Source organism: Citrobacter sp. W9 (assembly GCF_026719375.1).
In the GTDB taxonomy this organism is placed as follows: Bacteria; Pseudomonadota; Gammaproteobacteria; order Enterobacterales; family Enterobacteriaceae; genus Citrobacter; species Citrobacter werkmanii.
The window spans coordinates 779,453-797,478 of sequence record NZ_JAPPTE010000001.1 but is presented as its reverse complement, the minus strand read 5'-3'; the positions used below and the strand labels follow the sequence as shown (position 1 = coordinate 797,478).

At 52.1% G+C, this 18,026-nt stretch carries 15 protein-coding genes; 2 read left to right on the top strand and 13 right to left on the bottom strand.

The window, feature by feature from the left end; all coding sequences use genetic code 11:
• Positions 1-85 precede the first annotated feature (85 nt).
• Positions 86-850, top strand: coding sequence for an envelope biogenesis factor ElyC (gene elyC / locus OOJ59_RS03705; protein WP_160956273.1), 765 nt, complete (start codon positions 86-88; stop codon positions 848-850).
• Between the two features lie 92 nt (positions 851-942).
• Here the strand turns inward: elyC and OOJ59_RS03700 are convergent, their stop codons facing one another.
• From OOJ59_RS03700 to OOJ59_RS03640, 13 genes are all read right to left on the bottom strand, one after another.
• On the bottom strand, positions 943-1,836 hold the full coding sequence (locus OOJ59_RS03700; RefSeq protein WP_038639330.1) for a YcbJ family phosphotransferase: 894 nt from the start codon (positions 1,834-1,836) through the stop codon (positions 943-945).
• Positions 1,837-2,001: 165 nt separating this feature from the next.
• Entirely contained in the window at positions 2,002-2,748 is a 747-nt protein-coding gene (kdsB, locus tag OOJ59_RS03695; protein ID WP_038639327.1) for a 3-deoxy-manno-octulosonate cytidylyltransferase, read from the bottom strand.
• A complete protein-coding gene (gene ycaR / locus OOJ59_RS03690; protein ID WP_038639323.1) occupies positions 2,745-2,927 on the bottom strand; it encodes a protein YcaR in 183 nt (60 codons plus the stop codon). Before ycaR ends, kdsB begins: the two co-directional genes overlap by 4 nt.
• Positions 2,928-2,978: 51 nt before the next feature.
• Positions 2,979-4,211: a winged helix-turn-helix domain-containing protein gene (locus tag OOJ59_RS03685; RefSeq protein ID WP_160956272.1), complete on the bottom strand. Its 1,233-nt coding sequence runs from the start codon at positions 4,209-4,211 to the stop codon at positions 2,979-2,981.
• Positions 4,212-4,252: 41 nt separating this feature from the next.
• Entirely contained in the window at positions 4,253-5,230 is a 978-nt protein-coding gene (lpxK, locus tag OOJ59_RS03680) for a tetraacyldisaccharide 4'-kinase (RefSeq protein ID WP_038639315.1), read from the bottom strand.
• Entirely contained in the window at positions 5,227-6,975 is a 1,749-nt protein-coding gene (gene msbA, locus OOJ59_RS03675; RefSeq protein ID WP_038639312.1) for a lipid A ABC transporter ATP-binding protein/permease MsbA, read from the bottom strand. Before msbA ends, lpxK begins: the two co-directional genes overlap by 4 nt.
• Before the next feature lie 36 nt (positions 6,976-7,011).
• The gene (locus OOJ59_RS03670; protein ID WP_160956271.1) at positions 7,012-9,276 is read right to left on the bottom strand and encodes a ComEC family protein; all 2,265 of its coding nucleotides are present in this window, start codon (positions 9,274-9,276) and stop codon (positions 7,012-7,014) included.
• A 205-nt stretch (positions 9,277-9,481) separates the two neighbouring features.
• Positions 9,482-9,766, bottom strand: a complete 285-nt coding sequence (gene ihfB, locus OOJ59_RS03665) for an integration host factor subunit beta (protein WP_003035780.1) — start codon at positions 9,764-9,766, stop codon at positions 9,482-9,484.
• Positions 9,767-9,925: 159 nt separating this feature from the next.
• Complete coding sequence (gene rpsA, locus OOJ59_RS03660; RefSeq protein ID WP_003035776.1) at positions 9,926-11,599, bottom strand: 30S ribosomal protein S1; 1,674 nt, start codon at positions 11,597-11,599, stop codon at positions 9,926-9,928.
• Positions 11,600-11,712: 113 nt separating this feature from the next.
• The gene (cmk, locus tag OOJ59_RS03655; protein ID WP_032939922.1) at positions 11,713-12,396 is read right to left on the bottom strand and encodes a (d)CMP kinase; all 684 of its coding nucleotides are present in this window, start codon (positions 12,394-12,396) and stop codon (positions 11,713-11,715) included.
• Between the two features lie 171 nt (positions 12,397-12,567).
• Positions 12,568-13,851, bottom strand: a complete 1,284-nt coding sequence (aroA, locus tag OOJ59_RS03650) for a 3-phosphoshikimate 1-carboxyvinyltransferase (RefSeq protein ID WP_085049195.1) — start codon at positions 13,849-13,851, stop codon at positions 12,568-12,570.
• Positions 13,852-13,918: 67 nt separating this feature from the next.
• Positions 13,919-15,007 carry a 3-phosphoserine/phosphohydroxythreonine transaminase gene (gene serC / locus OOJ59_RS03645; protein ID WP_061381866.1) on the bottom strand — a complete coding sequence of 363 codons (1,089 nt, stop codon included), beginning with the start codon at positions 15,005-15,007 and terminating at the stop codon, positions 13,919-13,921.
• Between the two features lie 213 nt (positions 15,008-15,220).
• Positions 15,221-15,913, bottom strand: a complete 693-nt coding sequence (locus OOJ59_RS03640) for a DUF421 domain-containing protein (RefSeq protein WP_038639302.1) — start codon at positions 15,911-15,913, stop codon at positions 15,221-15,223.
• A 135-nt stretch (positions 15,914-16,048) separates the two neighbouring features.
• Here OOJ59_RS03640 and ycaO point away from each other — a divergent pair, with 135 nt between their 5' ends.
• A complete protein-coding gene (gene ycaO / locus OOJ59_RS03635; RefSeq protein WP_160956270.1) occupies positions 16,049-17,809 on the top strand; it encodes a 30S ribosomal protein S12 methylthiotransferase accessory factor YcaO in 1,761 nt (586 codons plus the stop codon).
• Positions 17,810-18,026: the final 217 nt, after the last annotated feature.

The window sequence follows — 18,026 nt, the reverse complement described above, 5'->3', positions numbered from 1 at the left end:
GTCACACCCGCGCCGAGAATGAACCTTCCTGGTGTAATATCCCTGCAGATCCCCTGCTGTATGGTTAAAAAAGGAACCAAAAAGGATGCTTTTTACGCTGAAGAAAGTGATTGGCGGTATGATGCTGCCGCTTCCGCTGATGCTAACAATGATGGGTATTGGCCTGGCGCTGGTCTGGTTTAGCCGCTTTCAAAAAACAGGGAAAGTGTGTATCAGCCTGAGTTGGCTGGCGCTATTACTCCTGAGTTTACAACCCGTCGCCGACAGTCTGCTGAAGCCCATTGAGGACAGCTATCCCACCTGGCAGGATACGCAAAAAGTGGAATACATTGTGGTGCTGGGCGGGGGATATACCTGGAACCCTCAGTGGGCGCCGAGTTCAAACCTGATTAACAATAGCCTTCCGCGCCTGAATGAAGGTATTCGCCTATGGCGCGCGAATCCAGGGTCGAAGCTTATCTTTACCGGTGCCGCCGCAAAAACGAATAACGTTAGTACCGCGGAAGCTGGCGCCCGCGTAGCAAAGTCGCTGGGGGTGCCGGCGGGTGACATCATCACGCTGGATCAACCCAAAGATACTGAAGAAGAAGCAGCGGCAGTAAAGCAGACCATCGGCAACGCGCCGTTTCTGCTGGTGACCTCCGCATCGCACTTACCGCGTGCCATGATTTTCTTCCAGCAGGCCGGGCTACATCCGCTGCCAGCACCTGCCAATCAGTTAGCGATTGATTCCCCGCTTAATCCATGGGAGCGGGCAATTCCCTCGCCGGTCTGGCTGATGCACAGCGATCGTGCCGGATACGAAACGCTGGGGCGCATCTGGCAGTGGCTGAAGGGAGCTGAACATTGACCGAAATATTGCCTGATGGCGACACTATCGCGTCTTATCAGGCCTACGGGTCAGCGCAGAATTCCAGGCCGGATACGGTGTTCACGTGTTGATCAGGCGAGCCACGGCAGCAGGGATTTTGTCGCCAGATCAAAGTTGGAACGATTAAAGCGTCCGGTATTGACCAGTTGTGCCACCTCATCCCATAACACATACAACCAGCGCCGCCAGATGAATGACTCCGCCACTGGCGCGCGTTGCAGATATTGCCAAAGCAGGCTTTCCGCCAGCGCATTATCCATTAAGCGGAACAATTCATATTCTCTTGGCGCCCATAGCATCAAGCCCGGTCCCACCATCGCCAGGAGCTGATCGCTACGAGCATCTTTGAGCATGCTGCGTAAACTGAAATTGCCGTGGATCAGCACGCAGTTATCATTAAATCCGGCAAATAAGTCGGGTAAACATTCACGGGTGCGGAACAGAATCCGCTTGTCCTGCATCGTCAGCCCAGTATTGTTGAACTGATTCAACGTGCTCCACAATACCTCGACACGCTGGCGATACCAGGACGGCCAGATGTTCTCTTGCGTGTTATCCACCGCTCCCACGCAGCCGCGGCTGTCCTGCCGATGCCATGACAGCAAACCTTCTACGATTTGATCTTTTAAATGTTCCCAGCGCTCGGGCGTTCGGGCAGGCGCTTCCACCGGCACGCCACGTAAACGCTCAAGCAGGAGCACATCAGGACCGGGATGCTCCTCATGCGTTAAGACGCCATAAATGACCGGCATACGTACCGTGCCACTACGCGCCAGCATGGAGGTTTTCCATGCCAGCTGCTGCGCCATCCCCGGCGTGGTGAAACTTCTCGCCATCAGCGGCATCGGATTACCCTGACTGTCGTACAGTGACCACAGGGCGGTATCCACTTTTTCATTCACGCATTCAATACGACTGAGTTTTTCACCCAGCAGATGGCTGAGTTCGGCACGCAACTGTTCCATTTCAGATTGCCCTCATAAAAGCTACTGCTTTCATAATGAGCGTCGCGCAGACAGATGTCACCCGGATGAGATCAATTGATGAAAAGAAAAGCACAGGGAAAACGTAACGATACGACACTCCTCCCAAAAATAGGCGGTATTATGGGTGGAGTGCCATGAGAAAAACTAACGCATTTCAGCGCGAACGCGCTCAAGATCCTCAGCAGTGTCTACGCCTGTACCCGGTACTTCTTTAGCGACGGCCACGTGAATTTTTTCGCCGTACCACAGCACACGCAGTTGCTCCAGCATTTCAATATGCTCAAGCGGGCTGGGCTGCCAGTTAACATAGCGGCGAATAAAACCGGCGCGATAACCGTAAATACCGAGGTGACGCAGGAAGGTATCGCCTACCGTTTCCAGGCTTTTGGCAAAACGGTCGCGATCCCAGGGAATCGTTGCGCGCGAAAAATAGAGCGCATAGCCTTCGCTGTCCAGAACGACTTTAACCGCATTCGGATTAAATGCTTCTTCCGCACTATGAATGGGAGCCGCAAGGGTCGCCATGCCAACCTGGCGTTGCGCCAGATTTTCGGCCACCTGACGAATAATGACCGCTGGGATCATCGGCTCATCACCCTGAACGTTCACAATAACGGTATCATCGCTAAAGCCACATTTCTCGACGACTTCCGCCAGACGCTCGGTACCAGACTGGTGATCGGCCCGGGTCATGCAAACTTCCCCTCCCACCGCTTCTACCGCACGAGCGACATCTTCATGATCGGTGGCAACGATAATGCGCTCAGCGCCAGATTCACGCGCACGCTCCAGCACATGCACGATCATCGGCTTGCCGTTGATATCCAGCAGCGGCTTGCCCGGCAAACGGGTGGACGCATAACGCGCAGGAATAATGACCACAAAACTCATGATTTACTCTCATCCGCAGTCAGAACGCGAGCTTCGGTTTCCAGTAAAACGGGAATGCCATCACGCAGTGGGAAAGCAAGGTTATCCGGTTTACAAATTAGTTCCTGTTTTTCCTGGTTAAACCAGAGTTTGCCATTGCATACCGGGCAGGCAATGATTTCAAGCAGACGATGATCCATAGTTCCTCCAGATGGACCGGATTGTGAATCCGTAAATATTAACATAATCGCTTAACGGGCTGGGGCTATTTCCCAACCATGACGTACGCCAGCAAATATACCTTCAGGGCAGCGCCCCAGCGTCACGCGCGTTGCCTGCTGCCAGCGGGCAAAATCATCAATCGCCTGGAATAACCCTTTTTGCAGAGTAACGCCAGGTTTGACCCCATCCTGTAACCATAGCGAAATCACCTCCAGTACACCTGTTTTACGGTGCATTTTGGCATCCATCCGCCCCACTAACTGGCCATGATGCAGTAAAGGCAGGACAAAATAACCGTATTGTCGTTTCTCTGCTGGCGTATAACATTCCAGCCGATAGCTAAAATCGAATAGCTGCTCTGCCCGTTTACGATCCCAGACCACCGGATCAAACGGCGATAAAACCGTGCTATGCGTTGCTGTTAATTTACCCGCCAATGCCTGCTCAAGCAGCGGTTGAAGATCGCTATGCAACCACAGGGTTCCCAGCCCTTCAACGTCGACCGGAATAATTTGTTGCTGTTCCTTGCGCACATCACACCAGTTTTTTAATCCCGAACGCTTCAAACGATAGTAGTCTGCCAACCACTGTTCGCGAAAAATCCCCAGACTACGGGCGCTGTTGTCCAGCATGACAATTTCGGCTTCCTCTTGTGAAAGCCTGTCACGTTCATCATCCCAATGCGGCATGACGCGATGGGTTAAATCATAGACTCGCTGGAAATTACGCCGCTCCACCACCATGACTTTCCCGGCAGTAAACAGTCCTTCAAGGTGTCGCTTATGCGGCTTCCATTCCCACCAACCGTTAGCCCCCTTACGGGGATGTTCAAAATCGGCTGAGCGTACCGGCCCATTATGATGGATATGCTGGAGTAACTTCTCAATCTCATGGGCATGTTCTGCCATCCACGCCGCTTTATATTTCCAGCCCATTTTCTCCGGCGCCAGCATGCGGTGGCGTATCAGCATAAAGTCACTGCGCGGCATAAAGCAGGCCTCGTGCGCCCAGTACTCCATCAGTTCACCCTGCCGTAGCGAGTCATCCAGCCATTGCGGGGAATAATCCCCTAAACGACTGAACAGCACTAGGTAAGGACTGCGCGCCACAATATTGATGGTATCGATTTGCAATAAAGACATGCGCGAAATGGTGACAAGAATATCGGCAGGAGATGCCCGGCGGCGTGTTTTTTTCAGCAGACCTTGAGCGGCAAGGTGAAGATGACGAGCATCCGTCAGAGAAAGGTGCGGCAACGACATTTATGACCTCATAAATGATTCGCTGCCGCAGCTTGAATCCGTTAGCGAGTCAGCGAGATTAAGCTATCCAGCAACACATCAGGCCGTTCGCCTGACAAATGTGCGTCCACAGGTAAATACCACCAGTTATCATCAGCAAATGCGCGGCATTTAACCGCATCTTTTTCCGTCATCACCAGCGTTTGCCCTGCGTCTGAAAACGCACTGACGTCACTGTAGGTCAGAGATTGATGATCTGCCAGCGCAATACATTTTTGCGGTTTGACGCCACACGCTTCAAGCGTGGCAAAAAAACGTGGCGGATGACCAATACCCGCCATGGCGACAATATTGGTTAGCTGTGCCACATCACGGCGTTCACCTGTGCGTAAATTAACGGCCAGCCCTGGTTCAAGTCGCATGGGGATCTCCCCCGGCTGTGGACTGCCGCCGTTAACGATTGTCGCATCCACCGACTTAAGCCGACCTGCGCGTTCCCGCATTGGACCGGCAGGAAGCCACCAGCCATTGCCAAACCGACGCTCGCCGTCAATCACCACGATTTCAACATCTCGCGCCAGACGATAGTGCTGCAGACCATCGTCCGTCACAATAATCTGCACATCATGATGCGCCAAAATAGCTTTTACCGCATCCGCTCTGTTCGGAGAGACCGCTACAGGCACGCCGGTACGCTGGTAGATGAGCACAGGTTCATCACCCGCTTCTGCAGTCGTGGTATCCGTTGTCAGCAACAGCGGGTAAGCCGCGGCTTTTCCGCCATAACCACGAGAAACCACGCCTACGCGGATACCACGTTGCTGTAGTCGTTCAACCAGCCAAATCACCACCGGCGTTTTACCGTTCCCGCCTGCGGTAAGGTTTCCCACTACGACCACTGGTACCGGCGCGCGCCATGCGCGCTTGAGCCCAAGTTTGTAGCATAAGCGGATCCCCCCACTCACCAGGCCATACAGCCAGGAGAGTGGAAGTAATAAGCGCCACAGCGGCGATTCACCAGACCAGATACGTGCGATCATTGACCAAATTGCATTTTGTGTAATTGCGCATACACGCCGCGTTGCTCAATCAGCTCGTTATGGGTTCCGCGCTCAACAATCACCCCGTCTTCCACCACGATGATTTCATCCGCCTGTTCAATGGTAGAAAGACGGTGTGCAATGACCAGAGAAGTACGGTTTTTCTGTAGCTCATCCAGTGCCGCCTGAATCGCGCGTTCGGATTCAGTATCGAGAGCCGACGTAGCTTCATCAAGGATCAGGATCGGACTGTCACGCAGTAAGGCACGGGCGATAGCGATACGTTGGCGCTGTCCACCGGAAAGCAGTACGCCATTTTCGCCAATCACCGTATCCAGACCATTATCCATCTTATTGATGAAATCCATGGCATAGGCCATCTGCGCCGCTTTTTCGATCTGTTCGCGACTGTATAAATCGGTACGCGCGTAGGCGATGTTATTGGCAACCGTATCGTTAAACAGGTGCACATTCTGCGAAACCAAAGCAACCTGATCGCGCAGGGATGCGAGGGTATATTCGCGCAGATCGTGTCCGTCCATCAGAATCTGCCCTTCATCGATATCGTAGAAGCGCGTGATCAGGCTGGCGATGGTGGATTTACCTGAACCCGAACGCCCCACCAGAGCGACAGTTTTGCCCGCCGGAATATTCAGGTTGATGTTACGCAGCGCAGGGGCTTCACGTCCTGGATAAGTAAAGGTCACATTGCGGAATTCCAGATCGCCGGTAGCGCGTTCGATAACACGTTTACCTTCGTCTTTCTCCTGTTCGCTATCCAGAATCGTAAATAAGGTCTGGCATGCCGCCATACCACGCTGGAACTGCGCGTTGACGTTAGTCAACGATTTCAACGGACGCATCAGCGCGATCATTGACGAGAAGACAACGGTAATGGTCCCTGCCGTCAGGTTTTCCATGACGCTTGGGAAACTGGCTGCATATAACACGAAGGCCAGAGCCAGAGACGCAATCAACTGGATGATAGGATCGGAGATAGAAGAGGCGGAAACCATTTTCATCCCCTGTAAACGCATCTTGTTGCTGACTTTATCAAAGCGTTTGGTTTCGACTTCCTGACCACCAAAAATCAGAACTTCTTTGTGGCCTTTCAGCATCTGCTCCGCACTGGTCGTAACCTGCCCCATGGTGTTTTGCATATTTTTACTGATGCTACGAAAGCGCTTAGAAACCACACGAATCGCCACTGACACAATTGGCGCCAGTACTATCAGGATCAATGACAGCTGCCAGCTGTAATAGAACATCATGATGAACAGGCCAATAATTGACGCCCCTTCACGTACCACGGTGATCAGCGCGCCGGAAGACGATGACGCAACCTGTTCTGAATCATAGGTAATACGTGACAGCAACGTACCTGTAGACTGTTTATCAAAAAAGGAGACTGGCATGCCCATCATGTGACCAAACAGGCGGCGGCGCATGGTCATAACCACTTTGCCTGACACCCATGAGATACAGTAGCTGGAGACATAGCTGGTTAAGCCACGAACTATCATCAGCCCAATGACCACCAGCGGCATCCACAACAGCACCGAGCGGTCAGTTTTACCAAAACCATCATCCAGTAATGGCTTAAGGAGCGATAACATGAAGGTATCGCTGGCCGCGTTAAGGATTAACGCTATACCCGCCACGATCAGACCCGATTTAAAAGGCGCTATGGTTGGCCATAGTCGGCGAAACGTCTGCCACGTAGAGAGATCTTTATCGTTATGCATTCAAAAAACCAGCATTTGTTAGAATAGCCGCATATTCTACCCGTTATCCTCCGACACGCCAAACCACTGATGATACCAACGGGGTAAAATCTGATCCCGCATGCTGCGTATTTGCCAGGTTTTCGGGTAAAAATCCAGCGTAATCTGCCCCTGATGTGGCGTATCCAGCCATTGATAATCTTGTTGCCGATAGCGCCGCTTCACCTTCCAGGAAGGCAGTCGCCAGGCATTATAACGGGATGCCGAGGCTAATGCCGCCTGTCCGCCAACTCGCTGAATCAACGCCAGTGATGATGATGTATTGCTGCCATGGTGTGGAACCTGCATAACAGTAGCCTGCAGATGCGACCAGTAGTGACTTAGCATTTTTTGTTCAGCGGGAGACTCAATATCCCCGGTCAGAAGAATACTCTGATGTCCGTCATCGACTTTAACCACGCAGGATTGGTTATTCCCTTGCGCTGTATTTCCGCGCACCGGCCAATGCGCACTGAACGTTAATCCTTGCCATTGCCAGCGTTCCCCGCGAAAACACGGGAGATGACCTTTCCAGCCCAGTGGGCTTCTTATCCATAAGAATAGCCATGCTTGTTGCAGCGAGCGCAACCCTCCCCGATGATCCATATGCTCGTGACTTAAAATAACCCCTTCAGGCTCGAGGTTGTGCCAGCGTAACCAGGGAATGATCAGTTGCTGCGCGCTATCGCCCTCAGGCCATGCCAGACCCGTATCATAAAGAATCGCTTTTCCATTGCGGGCGATCACCATCGCCAGTCCCTGCCCGACGTCCAGCATATGCACTTGCCATGCGTCCGTGCGTGGCGCTCGCCAGAGCGGTTCACTCAGCAAAAATAGCGCCGTGAAACAAAGCATCGGTAGAGTACGCCAGGCATTCAGTCGCCATGCGATGAGCATCAGCCCAGGTGCCAATGCAAGCCATTGCCAGCGGGCATCTATGTTAATCCAGCCTTGGGGCAGAGCATTAAGTCCCCCAAATAACAGCGCCAGAGACCGATCGGCTAAATACCACAGTCCCGACTCCAGCCCTCCCAGAGCGGTTAAATGTACGAGCATGCCGGCTAGTATCAGCGGTACGGAAATAAACGTGACCAGCGGTACGGCAAATATATTAGCCACCAATGAAGTCAGACTTATGCCGTGAAACATCGAAATTTGCACAGGCAAAAGCAGAATCGTGATACCCAGTTGCAGATGAGCGAGCGCCAGCAGTACGCGTCCAATGCGAGAGAGCGACCAGGCAGGTAAAGGTACCCACTGATACCAGAATATCAGCGCCGCGACGGCAAAAGCAGACAACCACAGACTTTGTGACAGAATAGCGAGAGGATCCACCACCACGATGGCTGCGAGGCAACAGACCCAGACCGACCATCCGCTCCACTGCCTGCCGCTTAGCTTCAGCGCCCCCCAGACCATCAGCGCGACAATCGTGCGCAATGCAGGAGGCTGAAGCCCCGTTAACCATGCATAAAATGTCGCGCAGATAATCCCGCCAATCAATGGAACCTGCCAGCAAATCCATCTGGTTGGCATAAAAAATTGTCCACCGCGAATCAGTCCTCCCGCCAAAAGTGCGGCAAACGCAATATGCAGCCCGGAGATAGCCATCAAATGCGCCGTGCCGGTATCACGCATAATGGCTTTTACCTCTTGTGACACGGACAAGCGCTCTCCCATTCCCAGCCCCAGTATGACCTGCTGCCAGGGATAGTTGGCAAGTGCCATTTTCAGCGAGGCAAGATATCGCGAACGTAAACTACAGTGTGGCGCAATGACTGAAGCCTGTAAGAACCGTCCCGTCAGCGGCTGATGCTGTGCTAACGCATAACGTTGACTGTCAAACCCTCCCTCATTTAATTGACCGTGTACGGCGCGAACTTTCAGCGTCATCGCCCATGTCTGGCCCGCGCAAACGTCGCCGGGCAGGTACTGCCCATACAGCACAATTCCTTGCGCAGGAAAGATTCGCCGCCCCTGCAGGTGCGTGATCTGACCATAGTGCGTGGTCATATTGTCGGTTCCGGTTATGCGCACAATTGCCTGCTGGTTTTTAGCAGGAAGCGTATTACCCGCCCAAAGTGCATCTTTCGCCGCCATTATTCCCCAAAGAAAAAACAGCAGGGTCAACCCGGCGAAACGCATATGTTTGTGGGGAAAAAGGCAGAGCAGACATGCCAGACAAAATACAACGCTGATGCTCAGCATCTCAGGTAGCGCGGGTAATAGCATCAGAGGAAGAATGCCGCACAATGCACACGTACTCACCGTTGTTATTTTCATCAATACCTCCCTGTTGCGGGGAGTGTGTAGTAATACTCAACGGTTGTCTGGCGACAATTTACTGTTATACGGCACGCGTTCCGCTGATCTTTGGCGGCGGATGTAACATGCGAATTAATTGGGATGGGGATTCCAGTATGGGCCTGCAGAAATGAAAAAAGCACCCATGCAGGTGCTTTCCTCGGCGTTAAGTCTCGCTAAAAACTTAACCGTAAATATTGGCGCGATCGCGCAGTTCTTTACCTGGTTTAAAGTGCGGAACGTATTTCCCTTCCAGATCCACTTTATCGCCGGTCTTCGGATTACGTCCGGTGCGAGGTGCGCGGTAATGCAAAGAGAAGCTGCCGAAACCGCGGATTTCAATACGCTCGCCCTGCGCAAGAGTCGAGGCCATATGTTCCAGCATCTCTTTTACTGCATCTTCAACCGCTTTCGCGGGAATATGAGGTTGCTGGGTTGCAAGTCTTTCAATCAATTCTGACTTGGTCATGATTCCTCCGGTTCCTTAAAGGCATAATTAGCTGCTGCATTGATTAAGGGCGGCCGTAGCCGCCCTTTGTCATTGATTACAGGACGAATCCTGTAATCTGTCAAGCTACTCGTCACCCTTTGTGCTGTTAACGGCACAAAGGATTTAGAGAACTTGATATTACTCGCCTTTAGCTGCTTTGAAAGCTTCAGCCATTGCGTTGTTAGAGAAGTTTGCATCTTCCTGTTTGTTAACAGTTGCGATTGCATCTTTCTCATCAGCTTCGTCTTTAGCACGAACAGACAGGCTGATTGCACGGTTCTTACGATCAACGCCGGTGAATTTAGCTTCAACGTCGTCGCCTACGCTCAGAACCAGAGTTGCATCTTCAACGCGGTCACGGGAAGCTTCAGAAGCGCGCAGGTAACCTTCAACGCCGTCAGCCAGTTCTACGGTTGCGCCTTTAGCGTCAACTGCAGTGACTTTACCGTTTACGATTGCGCCTTTCTTGTTCAGTGCAACCCAGTTGTTGAACGGATCTTCTGCGAGCTGTTTAACGCCCAGAGAGATACGCTCACGCTCTGCGTCAACCTGCAGAACAACTGCTGCGATTTCGTCGCCTTTTTTGTATTCACGAACTGCTTCTTCGCCTGCAACGTTCCAGGAGATGTCAGACAGGTGAACCAGGCCGTCGATGCCGCCGTCCAGGCCGATGAAGATACCGAAGTCAGTGATAGACTTGATTTTACCTTCAACACGGTCGCCCTTGTTGTGGGTTTCCGCGAACTGCTGCCATGGGTTGTTTTTGCACTGCTTCAGACCCAGGGAGATACGACGACGTTCTTCGTCGATATCCAGAACCATAACTTCCACTACATCGCCAACGTTAACAACTTTGGACGGGTGGATGTTTTTGTTGGTCCAATCCATTTCGGAAACGTGAACCAGGCCTTCAACGCCTTCTTCGATTTCAACGAAGCAGCCGTAGTCGGTCAGGTTGGTCACGCGACCAGTCAGTTTGGTACCTTCCGGATAACGCTTAGCGATAGCTACCCATGGATCTTCGCCCAGCTGTTTCAGGCCCAGAGATACACGAGTACGCTCGCGGTCGAACTTCAGCACTTTAACAGTGATTTCGTCGCCAACGTTTACGATTTCGCTCGGATGCTTAACGCGTTTCCATGCCATGTCGGTGATGTGCAGCAGGCCGTCAACGCCACCCAGATCAACGAATGCACCGTAGTCAGTGAGGTTCTTAACGATACCTTTAACTTCCATGCCTTCCTGCAGGTTTTCCAGCAGCTGATCGCGTTCTGCGCTGTTTTCGGATTCGATAACGGCACGACGGGAAACAACAACGTTGTTACGCTTCTGATCCAGCTTGATGACTTTGAACTCAAGCTCTTTGCCTTCCAGGTGCAGCGTGTCGCGGACCGGACGAACGTCTACCAGGGAACCCGGCAGGAACGCGCGAATACCATTCAGCTCAACAGTGAAGCCACCCTTGACTTTGCCATTGATAACACCAGTAACGGTTGCAGCTTCTTCGTAAGCTTTTTCCAGCGTGATCCAAGCTTCGTGACGTTTAGCTTTCTCACGGGACAGCAGGGTTTCACCGAAGCCGTCTTCTACTGCATCCAGAGCAACGTCAACTTCGTCACCAACCTGGATTTCCAGCTCGCCCTGGGCGTTTTTGAACTGCTCTGCCGGAATGGCGGACTCAGATTTCAGACCAGCGTCAACCAGTACTACGTCTTTGTCGATAGCAACAACAACACCACGAACGATGGAACCCGGACGGGTTTCGATTTCTTTTAAGGATTCTTCAAACAGTTGAGCAAAAGATTCAGTCATGTTTAATCTTCAGGTTTCATATTTAACGTCCACCTGGCTCCATGCCGGATGGGGTTGTTTAACATACCCGCTGTCAGTCCATTGCAACGGGGGTACTGCAAATTCGGTCGCACTTAAGCGAGTGCCAGTTTTTGGCGCGCATATTGTAACGCTTTTTCAATCACTTGCTCAATGCTTAATCGGGTTGAATCCAAAACTAAAGCATCAGCAGCGGGAACCAGCGGCGCTACAGCACGGTTACGATCGCGGTAATCGCGTTCCTCGATCTCGGCCAAAAGGCGTTCAAAGTTAACACTAAAGCCCTTCTCCTGCAACTGTAGCATACGTCTATGCGCACGTTCGTGCGAGGAGGCGTCCAGAAAAATTTTCACCGGCGCATCCGGGAACACGACGGTTCCCATATCGCGTCCGTCGGCAATCAGGCCAGGCGCTTCGCGAAACGCGCGTTGACGACGTAAAAGCGCTTCGCGCACGCGGGGAAAAGCAGCCACCTGGGATGCGGCATTCGCCACTTCCTGAGTGCGGATTTCGCCACTAACATCTTCACCTTCCAGAATGACTTCCAGGTTGCCGTCCGTTGAGATAAAACGCACATCCAGGTGTGAGGCAAGCGGTACCAGAGCATCTTCAGAGGTGACATCGACATGGTGATGTAACGCTGCGAGCGCCAGTACGCGATAGATCGCGCCTGAATCTAACAGATGCCACTGCAATGCTTCCGCCATTGCCTTGCACAAGGTGCCTTTACCTGCACCGCTTGGGCCATCAATGGTAATAACCGGGGCAATTGCCGTCATCTTTTTCTCCTTAAACGGGCATACGTTAACGTGAACGCCGCGCATTATACGCGCCAACGACAACGATCGTTATCTTTGTGTGAAAAATGCAGAATCATTGAAGCTGAGTGTAGAAGAAATAGACAATCGGAGATGGCAGAATGTGCCGCACTGGGTAGTGCGGCAATAAAATCAGGCAGGTGTACTAATACGCGCCAACTGTTCGAAATAATCCGGGAAAGTTTTGGCGGTACATTTGGGGTCAAGAATGGTCACAGGGGTATCAGACAGCGCCACCAGCGAGAAACACATCGCCATACGGTGATCGTTATAGGTTGCGATATCCGCAAACTTCAGCGTCGCTGGTGGTGTGATGCGGATGAAGTCATGCCCCTCTTCAACTTCCGCGCCCACTTTGCGTAATTCCGTCGCCATCGCAAACAGACGGTCGGTCTCTTTGACGCGCCAGTTGTAGATGTTGCGTAGGGTCGTGGTGCCTTTAGCAAACAGCGCGGCCGTGGCAATAGTCATCGCCGCGTCGGGAATATGGTTCATATCCATATCCACTGCGTTCAGTTCGCCGTGAGTACAGGCAATAAAATCATCACCCCAGGTAATGGTCGCGCCCATTTTCTCCAGTACATCAGCAAAGCGAATATCGCCCTGCATACTGTTGCGGCCAATCCCGGTGACTTTAACCGTGCCGCCTTTAATGGCGCCCGCCGCGAGGAAGTATGAAGCAGAAGAAGCATCGCCCTCAACCAGATAGGCGCCCGGAGACTGATACTGCTGCTGCCCCTGCACGACAAAGCGCTGGTAGTTCTGATTCTCAATTTCAACACCAAACGTCTTCATCAGATTCAGGGTGATATCAATATAAGGTTTAGATACCAGCTCGCCTTTAATGGCGATCGTCGTATCCTGCGGCGCCAGCGGTGCAGTCATCAGTAGCGCAGTGAGGAACTGGCTGGATACGCTGCCGTCCACCTCAACCTGACCGCCGCTAAAACCACCGCGCAAACGAAGCGGCGGATAGTTTTCCTGTTCCAGGTACTCAATGTTGGCTCCCCCCTGGCGCAGCGCATCAACCAGATGGCCAATCGGGCGCTCCTTCATGCGCGGCTCGCCTGTCAACACGATGTCATTGCTGCCAAGGCACAGCGCAGCGGCCAGCGGACGCATTGCGGTTCCGGCATTGCCAAGAAACAGTTCCACTGCCCTTTCGGCATGTAATGCGCCGCCGTTGCCGATAATCTCGCAGCGGGTGCGATCGGCGGAAAGGGTATAGCTAATCCCTAACGCATTGAGTGCATTGAGCATATGACGGACATCGTCGCTGTCCAGCAGGTTGGTCAGGACAGTGGTGCCATTTGCTAATGCGGCCAGCAGCAAAGCGCGGTTAGAAACACTTTTGGATCCAGGCAGATTGATGGTGCCATCCACCCGCGCAATGGGTTGTAACGTCAGGGATTCCATGAAACTCAACTCTCAAAACAGATATAAAAAACCCACAGGCGGACTGTGGGGATGAAAGTACAGCAGATTAACCGCGGCGGCGTTCGAAATCGACCATGAAATCGGTCAGTGCTTTTACGCCTTCGAGCGGCATCGCATTATAGATAGACGCACGCATACCGCCGACCACACGGTGCCCTTTCAGCGCATGCAGACCCGCAGCGAAAGACTCCTCCAGGAAGAGTTTATCCAGGGCGCTGTCAGCCAGTTGGAACGGGACGTTCATACGTGAACGGTTCGACTTCGCGACATCGTTACGATAGAAGTCGCTGTTGTCGATCACGCCATACAACAGCTCTGCTTTTTGCTGGTTAATTTTATTCATCGCATTAACACCGCCCTGCTCTTTGAGCCACTTAAAGACCAGGCCAGACAGATACCAGGCAAAGGTTGGCGGCGTGTTGAACATGGAGTCGTTGTCATTCAGCACGGTATAGTCAAGGATTGACGGGCATGAAACATGCGCTTTACCCAGCAGATCTTCGCGTACAATAACAATCGTCAGTCCGGCGGGACCAATGTTTTTCTGCGCCCCGGCATAGATTACGCCATAGCGGCTAACATCAAGCGGCGCGGAGAGGATAGTAGAAGAGAGATCCGCCGTAACCACCACATTGCTGGCAAAGTTCGGCGTTTCATCAATCGCAATGCCATCGATGGTTTCATTCGGGCAATAGTGCAGGTACGCGGCGTTGTCAGAAAGCTGCCATTCGCTCATTGGCTTAACAGCGCGCAGACCGTCAACGGTGACTTTGGCATCGATAACGTTTGGCGTGCAGTACTTTTTCGCTTCTTTAATCGCACTGGCGGCCCAGTAACCGGCATCGACGTAATCCGCTGTCGTTTTATCACCGAGAATATTTAACGGGATACCGGCGAATTGCCCACGGCCACCGCCATGACAGAACAACACTTTATAGTTAGAGGGGATGCTGAGGAGATCGCGAAAATCCTGCTCTGCTTCCTCTGCCACCTGGATAAACTCTTTGCCCCGGTGGCTAATTTCCATGACCGACGTGCCAAGACCGTTCCAGTCGCGAAGATCCTGTTGAGCCAGTTTAAGTACTTCCGCCGGTAGCATTGCCGGACCTGAACTAAAATTGAAGACCTGAGCCATTTCCCCTCACCACGTTGTGTTGTTATCCAATCAACATCCTGTCATTGACGATAATCCTGTGACAGACATTGGGCATAAGTTATTCCTGTGGATATCGGTTTTATCATTCAGTGACACGCGCCGCAATGGGTAAAACTGAGCGGGGTAAAAATGAGTCATAGGTCACACAACAGAATCTATCGGATTGACGGGTAAAAACCGAGATTTTCGCTGTCAGGTGACCCGTTTTGCCCGACTGGCCTTCGACCATTCTGGATTTGCGCAGCGCGGACATAATTGATGATCCCCCGCGCTCATTTGCACCACTTCACTACACCGTACACATGCATAGTCGCCTGTTTCAGGCACCACCTTAAATCGCTGTGTACAATGTTTAGGCAGAATGCTGAGTCCCGGTTTTACGTCTTCATCGGCAAAGAAGTAAACGCTGATCTGCCCATTCGTCTCCAGAATAGCGAGTTTCACCTGCCCCAGTTGCTCTACGCCGTTCAAACGCAGCTCCATAAAGAATTCGAATTCCGTCATATTGGCGCGATTAAGCTTTGACCATGACAATTCACCGTCTTCAATGATGACCACTGGCTTACCTTCCAGTAGATCTTCCAGCTTTTCGCTGTGTGACATCAGCCACATGACAAGACGATAAAGCAGCGCCAGGGTAATAAAAACCACCAGCACCGGAATCATCGGCACATCGTCATAAAACGCCACATCGCCCGCCGCTGAGCCCAGCGTAAGAATAATCAGCACTTCAAAAAGCGACATCTGCCGTACGCCACGCCGCCCTGTAAGCTTTAAAAACAGAAAAACCAATATAAAGGTATAGAGACTACGCAGCGCAACCTCGCCAAGAAACTCCATTGGCACCTTATCCAGTGCCATACGCTGTAAATCGAATGCTTTCATTTTGTGCTCTTAACATTGTTGACTGTGTGAAAGCATAGCCAATAGTTTTATTTACGCCTGGGCTCCGGCGGCGATAGCGCCGTTCATTGAAAACCCGTATCATTGCGCGCTTTCCGTACGACAAAAGTGATTTTCATGACGCAAACATTTATTCCCGGCAAAGATGCCGCTCTGGAAGACTCCATCGCTCGCTTCCAGCAAAAATTACTCGACCTTGGTTTTCAGATTGAAGAAGCCTCCTGGTTGAACCCTGTGCCTAACGTTTGGTCTGTGCATATTCGCGACAAAGAATGCGCGCTGTGCTTTACCAACGGTAAAGGTGCGACGAAAAAAGCGGCGCTGGCCTCCGCGCTGGGCGAATATTTTGAGCGTCTGTCTACGAACTACTTCTTTGCGGATTTCTGGCTGGGCGAAACCATCGCAAACGGCCCGTTCGTGCATTATCCGAACGAAAAATGGTTCCCGCTGACGGAAGACGATGACGTGCCGGAAGGTCTGCTGGATGCGCGTCTGCGCGCGTTTTACGATCCAGAAAATGAATTGACCGGAAGCATGCTTATCGACCTGCAATCCGGAAATGAAGATCGTGGCGTCTGCGGCCTGCCGTTTACCCGTCAGTCTGATAACCAGACTGTCTATATTCCGATGAATATTATCGGCAATCTGTACGTTTCTAACGGTATGTCTGCGGGTAACACGCCTAACGAAGCGCGCGTTCAGGGCCTGTCTGAAGTCTTTGAACGTTATGTGAAGAACCGCATTATCGCGGAAAGCATCAGCCTACCGGAAATCCCGGCCGAGGTGATGGCGCGTTACCCGGCGGTAGTGGAGTCCATCGCCACACTGGAAGCGGAAGGTTTCCCGATTTTCGCCTACGATGGCTCGCTGGGCGGCAAATACCCAGTGATTTGCGTTGTCCTGTTCAACCCGGCCAACGGTACCTGCTTTGCGTCCTTCGGCGCGCACCCGGATTTCGGCGTTGCGCTGGAGCGTACCGTTACCGAACTGCTGCAGGGTCGTGGTCTGAAAGATCTTGATGTCTTCACCCCGCCAACCTTCGACGATGAAGAAGTGGCTGAACACACTAACCTTGAAACCCACTTCATTGATTCCAGCGGTCTGATCTCCTGGGATCTGTTCAAGCAGGATGCTGATTATCCGTTCGTTGACTGGAATTTCTCCGGCACTACGGAAGAAGAGTTCACCACCCTGATGGCCATCTTCAACGCAGAAGATAAAGAAGTGTATATCGCCGACTACGAACATCTGGGGGTATACGCCTGCCGCATTATCGTTCCGGGGATGTCTGACATCTACCCGGCTGAAGATCTGTGGTTAGCCAACAACGCAATGGGTACGCATCTGCGCGAAACGATCCTCTCTCTGCCAGGCAGTGAGTGGGATAAAGAAGACTATCTCAATCTGCTCGAACAACTGGATGAAGAAGGTTTTGACGACTTCACCCGCGTACGCGAACTGCTTGGTCTGGCGACCGGTGCGGATAACGGTTGGTATACCCTGCGCATTGGCGAGCTCAAAGTAATGCTGGCGCTGGCCGGCGGTGACCTGGAGCAAGCGCTGGTATGGACAGAATGGACGATGGAATTCAACGCCTCCGTGTTTAGCGCTGAACGTGCAAACTACTACCGTTGCCTGCAAACGCTGCTGCTATTGTCGCAGGAAGAGGAGCGTCAGCCGCTGCAATATCTGAACGCGTTTGTCCGCATGTACGGCGCCGATGCGGTTGAAGCGGCAAGTGCGGCATTGAGTGGTGAAGCCGCATTTTATGGTCTTCAGCCAGTAGACAGCGATCTGCACGCGTTCCCGGCGCATCAGTCTCTGCTGAAAGCCTATGAAAAACTGCAGCGCGCGAAAGCGGCGCACTGGTCAAAATAGTACCAAACAGCCTGCGTTAAGTAGGCTAAATGTATTGTCTGGGCTATATTACGGGGCGCTTTAAGCGCCCTGTTTTTTATTTTGGTCAAATCAAAAAATAAATGTAAAAGCAAGGTTAAATATTAGTAGTTGATATTAAAAAAATTAGCTTATTAATGTGGCTTTTTATCTCAATTACTCCATATTAATTAACTGTCCAGCAGGAGGCTGAAAGAAA

What these genes read in the sequence shown, in the direction of transcription:
- elyC (WP_160956273.1), top strand. Translation starts at nt 86, where the DNA reads ATGCTTTTTACGCTGAAGAAAGTGATTGGCGGTATGATGCTGCCGCTT.
- OOJ59_RS03700 (WP_038639330.1), bottom strand. Translation starts at nt 1,836, where the DNA reads ATGGAACAGTTGCGTGCCGAACTCAGCCATCTGCTGGGTGAAAAACTC.
- kdsB (WP_038639327.1), bottom strand. Translation starts at nt 2,748, where the DNA reads ATGAGTTTTGTGGTCATTATTCCTGCGCGTTATGCGTCCACCCGTTTG.
- ycaR (WP_038639323.1), bottom strand. Translation starts at nt 2,927, where the DNA reads ATGGATCATCGTCTGCTTGAAATCATTGCCTGCCCGGTATGCAATGGC.
- OOJ59_RS03685 (WP_160956272.1), bottom strand. Translation starts at nt 4,211, where the DNA reads ATGTCGTTGCCGCACCTTTCTCTGACGGATGCTCGTCATCTTCACCTT.
- lpxK (WP_038639315.1), bottom strand. Translation starts at nt 5,230, where the DNA reads ATGATCGCACGTATCTGGTCTGGTGAATCGCCGCTGTGGCGCTTATTA.
- msbA (WP_038639312.1), bottom strand. Translation starts at nt 6,975, where the DNA reads ATGCATAACGATAAAGATCTCTCTACGTGGCAGACGTTTCGCCGACTA.
- OOJ59_RS03670 (WP_160956271.1), bottom strand. Translation starts at nt 9,276, where the DNA reads ATGAAAATAACAACGGTGAGTACGTGTGCATTGTGCGGCATTCTTCCT.
- ihfB (WP_003035780.1), bottom strand. Translation starts at nt 9,766, where the DNA reads ATGACCAAGTCAGAATTGATTGAAAGACTTGCAACCCAGCAACCTCAT.
- rpsA (WP_003035776.1), bottom strand. Translation starts at nt 11,599, where the DNA reads ATGACTGAATCTTTTGCTCAACTGTTTGAAGAATCCTTAAAAGAAATC.
- cmk (WP_032939922.1), bottom strand. Translation starts at nt 12,396, where the DNA reads ATGACGGCAATTGCCCCGGTTATTACCATTGATGGCCCAAGCGGTGCA.
- aroA (WP_085049195.1), bottom strand. Translation starts at nt 13,851, where the DNA reads ATGGAATCCCTGACGTTACAACCCATTGCGCGGGTGGATGGCACCATC.
- serC (WP_061381866.1), bottom strand. Translation starts at nt 15,007, where the DNA reads ATGGCTCAGGTCTTCAATTTTAGTTCAGGTCCGGCAATGCTACCGGCG.
- OOJ59_RS03640 (WP_038639302.1), bottom strand. Translation starts at nt 15,913, where the DNA reads ATGAAAGCATTCGATTTACAGCGTATGGCACTGGATAAGGTGCCAATG.
- ycaO (WP_160956270.1), top strand. Translation starts at nt 16,049, where the DNA reads ATGACGCAAACATTTATTCCCGGCAAAGATGCCGCTCTGGAAGACTCC.